Here is a 12299-nt window from a genome sequence, read left to right as displayed (position 1 = left end):
ACATTTATGCAGAAAGATTTTAGGGTAGATTTCTGTTCGCCTGTATTATATTTGAAACAGAAAGTATTAATGTTGCTTTTGAAAAAATAATTGATGCCGGGTATTGATAAGAATGAATTTATTGAATTGTTTAGGCAAATGCACGGGCCCATTCGAAATTTTGTCTATTACAAAACTGGTGATATTGAACTTGCCGATGATGTTGCCCAGGATGTTTTTGCCAAAATTTGGGAAATGAAAAGCAAGATTAAAAGTAAGACGGTCAGGTCTTTGCTTTACACAATGGCTGCCAACCTGAGTAAGAATCAGATGGAGCATAAATATGTGGTATTTGAATTTGCGAACAATTACAGGAATAACGGTTACGAAGCGTCTCCCGAATACGAAATGGAGATGAAAGAATTTGACGAGCGGTTGCAAAAAGCAATCGGATTGCTAAAGGAAAAAGACAGGGTTGTTTTTCTGATGAACAGGATCGACCGGTTGACATACAACCAGGTTGCGGAAAATCTGGGACTGAGTGTTAAAGCGGTTGAAAAGAGGATGAAAAATGCCCTGGGTGGTTTAAAAAAGTATATTGAGTACGATATTTAAAGAGGAATGTGCCATGAATAAAAGGAACGATTCCAACGAAAAAAATATTTCAGGCGACTTTTTAAGAGAGGTTGAACTGGAAAAACGCATCTTGCGCGTGTCGGGCGGGCTTACTACTCCGCAAGGCAAGCCGGAAGAGGAGGTGCTTGAAGCAATTTTAAAAGGGAAAGCGCAGCAAAAATCCAGACAAATGTACCCCACGGTGCGCATTTTGAGAGCTGCAGCGGCAATTGCCGTTTTGCTAGTTGCTGCGTATTCGGGGTTTGTGATTTTTTCGCGGGAGAAAGCAACCGCCGGATTTGCAGAACATACCGCACTTACTTTGCCCGACGGAACTGCTGTTACGTTAAACGCTTCTTCCGAAATAGTGTGGTCTAAACGCCCGTTTTCGTCGCGGCGAACGCTAAAATTGGATGGAGAAGCTTTTCTTGATGTTAAAAAAGGAGAAAAGTTTATAATAAAAACGAAAAACGGCAAGGTCGAAATTTTGGGTACCCAACTGAATGTTTTATCGCGTGACAATCGTTTTGAAGTAAGCTGCATGAGAGGAAAGGTAAGGGTTTTAGCGGGTAGCAGCAGCCAAATAATTGTACCCGGAGAAACCGTTAAATTAACTCCAAACGGACTGGAAAAAGAGCAGGTTGAAAACATTGGGCTCAAAAGCCTGTGGCAACAGGGAATTTTTCATTTTGAGAACACGCCGCTTGTTTCTATTTTTGCCGAGTTGGAAAGACAGTTCGGTGTATCAATAGAGTACAGGGGGACCAGCGACCGCACAGCTACCGTGTTTTTTTCCAACGAAAATTTACAACAGGCGCTTGAGGTGGTTTGCAGCCCGATGGGGTTAACGTATGAAATTAAAAACAATAAAGAAGTTATTATTTCCGAAGAGAGTTAGCATTGGCTTTTCGGTGCTTTTATTATTGTACGTACTTGTATTTCCGCTGACCGCAAAATCACAACAACAAGAATTTTTCTTTGAGAATACTCCCGTGCCGGATGCTTTAAATGAGGCTACCAGCACGCTTGGAATACGTATTTCGTTTGATACCGGAGAATTGGCCCGGTATTCTGTTTCCGCTCAAATTACCGGAGACGATCCGCTTAATATATTGTCCGGAATTTTGAAGGGAACTCCTTACCATGTGGTATACAAATACAACACTTATCTGGTTTTAAAAAAGGAAAGTCTCCGTGCCGGCGATGCATCGAAAAACAAAGAGTTTTTGTTTTCGGGAATTATATTCGACAGGGAAACCGGAGAGCGTTTGCCTTACGCCTCGGTGCGTGTGTTAACAAAAAAGCAAATGCTGTTTTCTACGGTGAGCGGAACGTTTAGTACACAAATCGGGTTTCCACATCAATTATCGTTACAGATTTCGTACCTGGGGTATTACGCATTGGATACGCTGATTACCGTGTCGGCCAACAATGAAATTTTTGAATTCGGGTTGGTACAAAAAGACCAGGCTATTGCACAAATTGATGTAAAAGCAGATAAGCTGAAAATGGTGGACTTGTCGGAGCAGGCCGGCCATTTTACCTTCAATCCTTCCCGTTTTTCTGATTTGCCAAATTACGGGGAAACTGACATTTTTAAAGCATTGCAGTTGCTTCCTGGAATCAGCATGCAGGAAAATTCCTCGCGGATGAATATCAGGGGAAGCGCAGCAGATCAGACCCTCGTCCTTTTCGACGGGTTTACCCTTTACAACCTCGACCATTTTTTTGGCGTGTTTTCGGCGCTGAATCCGAACATCGTAAAAAATATTCAGGTGTACCGCGGCGGCTTCGATTCCAGTTACGGCGAGCGCATTTCAGGAATTGTTGATATCACCGGTAAGTCGGGAAACCGGCAAAAAATGCAGTTGTACGGCGGTGTTAATATGATTAGCGGAAACCTGGCGGCAGAAATTCCTGTTTCCAAAAAAATTACCCTGGTTGCTGCAGCTCGAAGAGCCTATTCCGACATCTATTCGTCGTGGATTGCAAAAGACATTCTGAATAGAAAAATAAATAACCTGGGACGCTTGCCTCTTCCGGACATGAATGTTATTACGCCCGAATTCTATTTTAACGATCAGAACCTGAAACTTACGTTTACGCCCAATAAAAAGGAGAGTTTTTCTTTCAGCTACTACGGAGCAAAAGACCATTTAAACAGTTCGGATCAATCTGAAGACACCCGGTTGAAAATCAGTACAGAAGATATGAACGAGTGGGGAAACTACGGTTTCGGTTTTTCATGGGGGCGGCAGTGGAACATGCGCTGGTTTAGCCGGTTGCAGGTTGGGCATTCGGGGTATTTTAACAATTACTTCAATAAATCGGTAATCACCAGCGAATTGCAGGATGCCGATTCTTCGCCGTCTGAAGAAACCGAAAGAAGCATGGTTACCAACGAAAACAATGAGCTGACGGATTATTTTGTTTCGCTGCAAAACGAATATTTTGTTAATTCTGATAATCAACTGGAATTTGGCCTGTCAGCAAAGTACAACCGTTTTGGCTTTTACAAAGATGCCTCGCAGGAGTTTATTTATAACGAACTTCATAATGCCGCGTGGTTGTATTCAGGGTTTGTTCAGGATAAAATTTCTCTTACCGAAAAACTGTTTGTTAAGCCCGGTGTTCGCCTTAATTTGTATAACAGAACAGGCAAATTCTATTTTGAGCCGAGGTTTGCTGCATTTTATAAAACCGATTTTGGCCTCTCGTACAAGTTGGCGATGGGCAGGTATTTTCAGTTTTTGAATAAATCCAGCACAGAGCAGTCTTTCGGATACAACCGCGATTTTTGGGTGCTGGCCGACGACCGGTTGCATCCGGTAGTTTCGTCAAATCATTTTATTGCAGGTGCCAGCTACAAAACCGGGAATTTGTTTTTCGATGTAGAGGCGTATTACAAATCTGTTAACGGCTTGCAGGAGTATTTGTTTTTTCAGGATCCGGAGAACCGGCCGGGGAACAAACTGCCTGGCGGAAACATGAGCGACCCGGGACTGAGCGAGTTTATCTCCGGAAAAGGAAAAGCGTATGGCATTGATTTTCTCGCCAAATATGAAGGCGTAAACTTTACCACCTGGCTGGCTTACTCGTTGAGTAAATCGACTCAGCATTTTGTAGAAATTAACGGAGGAAGTAAAATACCTGCAGCATACGATCGTCCCCACGAAATTAAATGGACAAATATTTACTCGCGAAACAGATGGACGCTCTCTTCGCTGGCGTTGTTTACCTCCGGGCTTCCTTATGTTTTCAATTCGGATAAAGCAGCTGACTTTGCAACAACGCGAACTTACAGCAGGCTTCCCGACTATTTCAGAATCGACTTTTCGGTAAACTACAATTTCAATCTGAAAGGCTGGAATCTCAAGCCCGGGCTTTCTATTCTGAATGCCATGAACACAGCCAACTACCTCGATATTTATACCCGCGATTTTAGTTTCCAGGGACAGCAGGAGCAACGATCAACGCTGGTAAAAGCGCAGGGACTTACATTTAATTTCTTCGTGAATTTCCGTTTTTAACATTTTTGCTCGCCAGTCAACCCTTGACAAAAAGGAACATTTTCGGGTTTTATTTTCGATTTTCCAGTAGAAAATTTCTGCGTTAAGCGGTCATTCAACTGCCGGATGCCTGCCTTTATCAGCATAAAAACACAATCTTTTTTAGGGTAAAATTTTGCTGGCCTGTATTATTATAAATTGGTTTGTTTAGGAACAGTGCGCGTAAAACAATTTTGTTGAACATTCAGAAATAAAAAAATATACAGATGAAACGAAATAAAAATGAATAATTTATGTCAAATGAATAGCTATTTGAAATTTCTTATCGGAATAATAATTGGACTGACTGTTATTTCGTGCCTGGGGCTCCCCGAGGATGATACAGACTACACTCCGGAGCGGGAGGCTGCCATCATTTCCGAATATATTGATTCTCTTTTTGCCAGAGGATATGATGTTGATACTTCTGCAGCCGGAGTTTATTATGTTATTCTGGAAGAGGGCGAAGGCGACTATGTTCAGCCGGGAGATTCAATCGGGATTAAGTATGTTGGTTTTTTTCCGGAGAACTCCGGTGTTTTTGATACTTCGGAGTATTGGTACGACGATGGAATCTGGAAATTCACTTACAGTTCGGCAAACCTTATTTCCGGGTTTTACAACGCCATCAGTTTATTAAATAAAGGAACAACCGGGCTTTTTATGATGCCTTCGGATTTGGCTTACGGCTCCACGGGCACAACAACAATTCCGCCATATTCGCCCATTGTTTTTGAACTCGAACTTGCAGATATCTACCAACAAAGTACAGAATGAGAAATCCCCTGTTTTGTGCTTTTCGGCAGGCTGATTAGAATTTTTATTTTGAAATAGTAGAGTAATGAAACGAATATGCACCCGTGTTTCAAAAAAAGCATCATTAAAATCATGGGAGTTTCATCGAAATGAGCTTGCAAATTCTATCGAATACTTTTGAGATAAACGATAGAACGAGATAAATACATTTGAAAACGTACAATTTTTATGAGATGAAAAAGAAATCCATTTTTGCAGGGCTGTTTTTTCTTTTTCTGCTGTCCGGATGTACCAAGGATTCAATATTTACGGATAACGAGGAAGAAGATATTGTACCCGGAGGAAGCGACACTTCTTCCGACGAAGTGCTGGACGGAAACCAGGAAACCCACGAGAGTTCAGATGACTATGTGTGGAATGAATCGGATGTGGTGAATATTATTTTGTCCGGTAGTTCCATCGCTGTGGAAGGGGCGGGGGCAACGGTTTCCAACAGCGTTGTGACCATAACAACCGGGGGAACATACAAAGTAACCGGCACGCTAAACAACGGTCAATTGATTGTTGATTCGGACAACGATGAAACCGTGCGCATAATTTTGTCAGGTGCGAACATCGCTTGCTCCAATAGCGCTGCGGTGTACGTAAAAAACGCCGAAAAAACGGTGTTGATTTTAGCCGAAGACACAGAAAACGAACTCGCCGACGGGGCTGAATATGTTTACGCGTCGGGAGAAGATGAGCCAAAAGCAACGTTGTACAGTGCCGATGATTTGACACTCTACGGAAACGGACAACTTTCCATAAAAGGGAATTACAATGATGCTGTCTCTTCAAAGGACGGTTTGATTTTGAAAGACGTTAATTTGGTTGTTGAAGCGGTTGACGATGGAATCAGGGGAAAAGACTACCTGGTTGTGAAAAACAGCACTTTGAAACTGGATGTTGAAGGCGACGGATTGAAATCGGACAACGAAGACGATACATCAAAAGGTTACATTCACATCGAGTCCGGAAGTTTTGAAATCACTTCGGGAGGAGATGCTGTTCAGGCAGAAACGGATTTGGTGGTTGCCAACGGCGATTTTACAATTACATCTGGTGGTGGCAGCAGTTACGGATACAATTCAGGTGTTTCGGCCAAAGGTTTGAAAGCTGGCAACAACCTGATTATCGACTACGGTAATTTTGTTGTGAGTTCGGCTGACGACGCCATTCATTCAAACGAATACCTGACGGTAAACGACGGGGTTTTTGAGATTTCAACCGGCGACGACGGTGTGCATGCAGATACCGAGATTACCATTAACAAAGGCGATTTCAATATTACCAAATCTTACGAAGGGATTGAAAGCGCTATTATTGTATTGAATGGCGGAAACATCAGCATCGTTTCCAGCGACGACGGACTGAACTGTGCAGGCGGAAATGACGGTTCTGCAACGGGGAGACCGGGATTTGGAGGTTTTACGTCATCGGGTAATTACTATTTGTATATAAACGACGGGAGAGTTGCAATTAATGCAACGGGTGATGGAATAGATGTAAACGGAACTATTGAAATGTCTGGCGGAACGGTGATTGTTCACGGGCCAACTTCCAATAACAACGGGATACTTGACTACGACAGGGCGTTTAACATGAATGGCGGCGTACTTATTGGGGCAGGGAGTGCAGGCATGGCGCAGGCTCCGGGTTCCGGCTCGTCGCAGAATACGGTGGCATTAGTTCTTTCTTCGACGAACAATGCCGGAACGCTTGTTCATTTTCAAAACGATGGCGGAGATGAACTGGTAACTTTTGCTCCGGCAAAAAAGTATCAATTGGTGTTGTACTCTTCGCCCGATCTGGTTAAGGGAAAGTCATTCACTGCCTATTTGGGAGGAAGCCACAGCGGAAATCCGTCAAACGGATTATACTCCGACGGAACTTACACCCCGGGGTCACTTTTTTCTACCTTCTCTGTTTCTGATGTTGTAACAGTAGTGAGATAGGTTATTATAATTACAGCTTGAGTTTGTAAGTCAATCCGATTATTTGGATTGACTTATTTTTTTCCGTGAGGTAATCGTGCACCCTGAAAAACGTACCAACCCGGTGTGTTTTACTGATTTTGTAATCGAGCCCTGCTTCGTAACGGGCTTTGTTGAATTCTCTGGCGTCCATGTTACGGTATAGTTCGCAGATAATTGCGGGTTTCAGATTCAGTTTTTTGATGTTGTACTCATATTTTAACCTGAACCTCAGGTTATCCTCTTTCTGGTTGTCGCTGTCAAAATCGTTGGCATTGGTGTAACGCAATCTGAATTGAATTTCAGATTTTTTCCAGTCGTACCCGGTTTTTGCATCCACGGCAAAGCGCCCGAAACTTTTGGTGTTCCCTTTTCCGGTAATGTTGTTTCCGAGCCGGTACGATGCTCCGGCAGCCAGAAATTTGTTGAATTTGTACTCCAACCCGGTGTCAAAAAAATACTGGTCGAGGCCCTGTTCTTCTTTAAAACGCATTTGTGGCGACAACGAAACTTCCAGGTTTTTAACCACTTTTGCAGAAACGGCAGTTTCCAGCCAAATTCGTTGTGAAAAAGCGCCCGCGCAGAAGAAAACAACAGTCAATAGTGTAAGTGTTATCCGCTTCATAATTTTCTTTTTGAGTTGCCGTTAACATCGTTGATGTCGTGGAATATTCTGATTTTTGCCACGTTTTTCCGAAAGTTGATTTCCATAATCTCCAGTCTTTTTATTTTTATCCCGGTTCGTTCCTCAATATCTTTTAGCAATTCTTCTTTGTTAAGCCGGTGAATATTATCTATTTTTTCGTAGGTAATATCCAGCGAAACTTCCTGGCGAAGCATCAATATTTTTTCTAATATCCACATGGTGGTAACAATGGCCGCATTGGTAAACAGCAATTCGATGTAACTCACTTTTTTCCCCGAAAGTGCATTAATCACAGAAATGCCGATAACCACAAATAAATAGGTCATTTCTTTAATGGGAATGGTGTCTGTGCGGTACCTGATAATCCCGAAAATAGCAAACAGCCCGAGTGCAAAACCGAGTTCCAGTTTCACACTAGCCAACAGAAAACAGAGCGTAAAAATGATTGTACTTATGGCATAATAGCTGAAGTAAAAATCTTTACGACGGCTGTTTTTTGAGTAAATGAAATAGACAATAATGAATATAATGAACAGGTTGAAGCAGTATCTTGCAACTAATTCCAGCAAGTCTTCAACGTCTATCAGTTTAGTGTCCATAAACTTATAGAGCGTATAAAACAAAAAGCTTTTCAATTTCTCAGATTTTAGATGAAACAGTTCCCAATTGTTACGATGATCTCTTGATTTAATACAGGCGACACCGGATTTTCCCTACCGTCTGTGCCTGTTTTGTTTACATCAAAAACCAGGAGGTTGGTTGTTTCTTTAATATAAGAGAAAACGGCGGTGGAAAAATCACAAGAAGTTTTTATCCAGAAAATCCTGAAACCGTTCTTTGTACTGTTCGCTTACCGGAATGTATGTTTTCCCGAAAACGATTCGGCTGCGCTCAATTGTATCTACCCGGTTGAGGTTAACAATAAACGACCGGTGAACGCGCATAAAGTTTTGCGAAGGCAGTTTGGCCTCCATCGCCTTTAACGAGTTGAGCGACAGAATGGGTTTGGCTTCGTTTTGTAAATGAACTTTTACATAATCTTTCAGCCCTTCAATGTAGGTGATGTCGTTAAAATTTATGCGCCTGATTTTGTATTCAGATTTCAGAAACAAAAACTCGCTGTTTGCTTCAATCTGATGGACTGACTTTTGCTCAAGGCCAATTAGTTTTTGTGCTTTTTGTGCTGCTTTCAGAAATTCTTCGTAGCTGAAAGGTTTAAGTAAATAGTCTACCGCTTCGAGCTTAAATCCCTGCAATGCATACTTTTCGTAGGCTGTGGTGAAGACAATTTTTGGCCGGTTTTCCAGGATGTTTGTAAATTCAATTCCCGAAAGGTCGGGCATGTGAATATCCAGAAAAATGAGATCCACGCTTTCTTTTTCCAGAAAATCAATGGCGTCAATCGGGTTGTCAAACGATGCCGTTAGTTCCAGAAACGGAGTTTTTGCAATGTAACCGTTAACCAGTTTCAAAGCCAGGGGTTCGTCGTCAATGGCCAGTGTTCGTATCATTTTGCGGGTTTCAGATTAATGTTTAACAGAACATCAAATGTAGTTCCCGATTGGGAAATGGAGAGCTCGTGTTCTCCGGGGAAGAGCAGGTTCAATCGTTTTTTTACATTTTCAAGCCCGATTCCGGAATGGTTTCTGTCCGGCGTTTCTTCTTTTTTTGTGCTTCTCGAATTGGAACACTTAAATACTATTTGGTTCTGCTCCGCGCGCATTGAAATGTGGATAAACGAGTGTTCGCGGTAACTTACTCCGTGTTTAAATGCATTTTCGATAAAGGGGATAAACAGCAGTGGCGGAATTTCTGTTTTCAGTTCTTTCTCGGGCAGGTCAACCTGTAAATCAACTTTTGGCGAAAGGCGCAACCGCATCAGATCAATATAGTGGTTCATAAAATCAATCTCGTGGCTTAACGAAGTCTGTCCGTGTTCCGATTCGTAAAGCAGGTAACGCATCATTCGCGACAATTTCATAACAGCGGCCTGTGCATCGTTGGAATTTACTTCTATGAGCGAATAGATGTTGTTTAGTGTATTGAAAAAGAAATGGGGGGAAATCTGGTTTTTCAAAAATGCCAGTTCCGAATTCAGCATCTCTTTTTCCATTTCTTTTTGCCGTTTTTCGGTGGCAGAGTGCTCTTGAATAACGCACAACCCAATGGAAAAACCGGTAATTATGATGGAAATAAGAGTGTAGTGGTAAATGTGTAACTGGCGAAATGGCGGGCGGGGAATCGTGTCTTTACCCAGTTTCTGAATCGCTTCCAGCATCTCTTTTTCCCGCTCGGGGTTGTGTAAAGCCTGGTTTATGGCACTCGAAACAAAATAGAGGCAAACAATAGCCACAACTGCCAGCACAAAGTACGCTGCTTTGTTTCCTTTAAAGTAGAACCGCGGAACCAGCCACAGGTAGTTAATGTAAAAAATAATGCCGTAAATGGCCGCATTCGCGTAAAATCCCCAGGCAACATAATTGTTGTTTCCCCAAAACCGGTCGATCACAATTTGCGGCAGGATAATGAGCACCAGCCAGGCCAAAATATGAAGGATGACCGGCAGCCAGTTGTATTTTGCAACAGATTTATTCATTGGGTTGAATTTTTCGGTTCGCGTTGTAAAAGAAAATATTTCTGTAGTCTGCAATCATTTTCCGATTCTTAAAAGTTGGAACCCGGATTGCTGTTTTTACTTCTCACAAAAATCAAAGTTAACTAAAAACAGAACATTTACTCATGCCGCAGTGCATCAATCGGATTCAGACCTGCAGCTTTTCGTGCCGGGTACCAGCCGAAAAAGATGCCGATAACCGAACATACCAAAAATGAAATAACAATGGCCTGGACCATAATTACCAACGGAAAGTTGAGTAGCGTGGTTGCAATGTACGAAATTAACAGCCCGAAAAGAATGCCGATGAGCCCACCAGAAAGGCTTAACAAAACGGCTTCAATCAGAAATTGCACGAGGATGTCGTTTCCACGGCCGCCAACCGACATGCGCAGCCCTATTTCTTTGGTGCGCTCGGTTACCGAAACGTACATAATATTCATGATTCCAATTCCGCCAACCAGTAACGAAATACCGGCAATTGCACCCAGCAGCGTGGTTAACATGTTGCTTATGGACGAAAAAGTCTGGATCATTTCCGACTGCGATCTCACTTCGAAATCACTTTCTGCATCGGCTTCCAGTTTGTGGTTTTTTCTCAGGATGGCAATTATCTCGTCAATTGCTGCGTCCGATTTTTCTTCGCTTACCGCCGAGGCATAAATGGTCTGAATGTGTGTAATGGCAAGTATTCTGCGCTGCACCGAAGTGTAAGGCGCAATTAGCATGTCGTCCTGATCCATTCCCATCTGGTTCTGGCCTTTTTCTTTGAGGGTTCCGATAATTTTAAACGGAATTCCGTTAAAACGAACGGTTTGCCCGATGGGATCGACATTCTCGCCAAACAGATTTTCGGTTACTGTTTTCCCGATGAGACAAACTTTTCCCAGACTTTTGATCTCTCTTTCCGTAAAAATTCTGCCGTCCTCCAGTTCGTATTTCCGGATGTCGAGGTAACTTGCATCAACGCCGTACATGGTGGTTGGCCAGTTTTTGTTTCCTTTAATAGCCTGGCCGCTGGCACTTACCTGTGGCGAAATGGCCGAAAGGTACATGGCTTCTTTTTTTAGCTGACTAATGTCTGACAACGTTAACGATTTTGCGTCGGAACGTCCCATTTGCACGCCTCCGCGCCTTTGCGAGCCCGGCATTACAAAAATCATGTTTGACCCCATGCTCGATATTTCCTGCTGGATGCTTTTTTTTGAACCTTCGCCAATGGAGAGCATGCCAATGACCGACCCAACGCCGATGATTATTCCAAGCATGGTAAGAAAAGCCCGGAACTTGTTTCGCTTCAGGGCATTGATGGCTATTTTTGTAAGATTTGTATAATTCATTGTTATGCACTTAAAAAGTCAGTATCATCTTCTTTGGGCAATTTTGCAATTAGTTCGGTAGCCGAAAACCGGTTTTCTACTGCAACTTCGCGTTGTATTCGTCCGTCTCTGAAAATAATGTTTCGTTTCATAAACCGGGCGATATCAGGTTCATGGGTTACAAAAACGATGGTTTTTCCATTGTCATTCAGTTTTTGGAAAAGCTCCATAATTTCGTAAGAAGTGCGTGTGTCCAGATTTCCCGTGGCTTCGTCGGCCAGAATAACCACCGGGTCGTTTACCAACGATCGGGCAATGGCCACCCGCTGCTGCTGCCCACCCGAGAGCTGGTTGGGCATGTGGTGAAAACGGTCGCCCAGGCCAACCTGTTCCAGTGCGTGAATGGCGCGTTCTTTTCGCTCTTTTGCTTTTACTTTACTGTTGTAGTAAAGTGGCAACTCCACGTTTTCGAGCGCCGTGGTTCGCGGCAGCAGGTTGTACGACTGGAAAATAAACCCGAGTTTGCTGTTTCGTAATCCGGCCAGCTGGTTTTTATTCAGCTTTCTCATGTTTACGCCGTCGAGCATATAATCTCCGCCGCTGGGTTTGTCGAGGCAACCCAAAATATTCAGCATAGTGGATTTTCCTGAGCCGCTGGCTCCCATAATCGCCACAAATTCTCCCTGCCTGATTTCCATGTCCACTTTGCGGAGGGCATGTACTGTCATCTCTCCGATGTGGTATTCTTTTCGGAGTCCTTCAACTTTTATAATTACATGATCCATTTTTCTGCCTTTCTTTTACCGTGAA

Annotated in this window: 11 protein-coding genes; 5 read left to right on the top strand and 6 right to left on the bottom strand. The window is 43.0% G+C overall.

Annotated elements, in window-relative coordinates:
* The first annotated feature begins 93 nt into the window (after positions 1–93).
* The 5 genes from BUB08_RS02020 (at position 94) to BUB08_RS02000 (ending at position 6892) form a co-directional block, all read left to right on the top strand.
* Positions 94–594 carry an RNA polymerase sigma factor gene (locus BUB08_RS02020; protein ID WP_072998438.1) on the top strand — a complete coding sequence of 167 codons (501 nt, stop codon included), beginning with the start codon at positions 94–96 and terminating at the stop codon, positions 592–594.
* Between the two features lie 13 nt (positions 595–607).
* A complete protein-coding gene (locus tag BUB08_RS02015) occupies positions 608–1492 on the top strand; it encodes a FecR family protein (protein WP_072998437.1) in 885 nt (294 codons plus the stop codon).
* A complete protein-coding gene (locus tag BUB08_RS02010) occupies positions 1446–4124 on the top strand; it encodes a TonB-dependent receptor (protein WP_072998435.1) in 2679 nt (892 codons plus the stop codon). Before BUB08_RS02015 ends, BUB08_RS02010 begins: the two co-directional genes overlap by 47 nt.
* Before the next feature lie 261 nt (positions 4125–4385).
* Positions 4386–4919, top strand: coding sequence for an FKBP-type peptidyl-prolyl cis-trans isomerase (locus tag BUB08_RS02005; RefSeq protein ID WP_083570517.1), 534 nt, complete (start codon positions 4386–4388; stop codon positions 4917–4919).
* A 212-nt stretch (positions 4920–5131) separates the two neighbouring features.
* Positions 5132–6892, top strand: coding sequence for a carbohydrate-binding domain-containing protein (locus BUB08_RS02000; RefSeq protein WP_072998431.1), 1761 nt, complete (start codon positions 5132–5134; stop codon positions 6890–6892).
* A gap of 10 nt (positions 6893–6902) precedes the next feature.
* Here the strand turns inward: BUB08_RS02000 and BUB08_RS01995 are convergent, their stop codons facing one another.
* The 6 genes from BUB08_RS01995 to BUB08_RS01970 form a co-directional block, all read right to left on the bottom strand.
* Entirely contained in the window at positions 6903–7535 is a 633-nt protein-coding gene (locus BUB08_RS01995) for a DUF2490 domain-containing protein (RefSeq protein WP_083570516.1), read from the bottom strand.
* On the bottom strand, positions 7532–8191 hold the full coding sequence (locus BUB08_RS01990; RefSeq protein ID WP_217651529.1) for a DUF4956 domain-containing protein: 660 nt from the start codon (positions 8189–8191) through the stop codon (positions 7532–7534). Before BUB08_RS01990 ends, BUB08_RS01995 begins: the two co-directional genes overlap by 4 nt.
* Positions 8192–8353: 162 nt before the next feature.
* Positions 8354–9067 carry a LytR/AlgR family response regulator transcription factor gene (locus BUB08_RS01985; protein ID WP_072998426.1) on the bottom strand — a complete coding sequence of 238 codons (714 nt, stop codon included), beginning with the start codon at positions 9065–9067 and terminating at the stop codon, positions 8354–8356.
* On the bottom strand, positions 9064–10152 hold the full coding sequence (locus BUB08_RS01980; protein ID WP_072998425.1) for a sensor histidine kinase: 1089 nt from the start codon (positions 10150–10152) through the stop codon (positions 9064–9066). Before BUB08_RS01980 ends, BUB08_RS01985 begins: the two co-directional genes overlap by 4 nt.
* Positions 10153–10289: 137 nt before the next feature.
* Positions 10290–11510, bottom strand: a complete 1221-nt coding sequence (locus BUB08_RS01975) for an ABC transporter permease (protein ID WP_072998422.1) — start codon at positions 11508–11510, stop codon at positions 10290–10292.
* A gap of 2 nt (positions 11511–11512) precedes the next feature.
* A complete protein-coding gene (locus BUB08_RS01970) occupies positions 11513–12274 on the bottom strand; it encodes an ABC transporter ATP-binding protein (protein ID WP_072998420.1) in 762 nt (253 codons plus the stop codon).
* Between the last annotated feature and the right edge of the window lie 25 nt (positions 12275–12299).

Source organism: Mariniphaga anaerophila (assembly GCF_900129025.1).
Taxonomy (GTDB): domain Bacteria; phylum Bacteroidota; class Bacteroidia; order Bacteroidales; family Prolixibacteraceae; genus Mariniphaga; species Mariniphaga anaerophila.
Note: the sequence above shows the minus strand (reverse complement) of the source record. Positions and strands in the feature narration are given on the sequence as shown.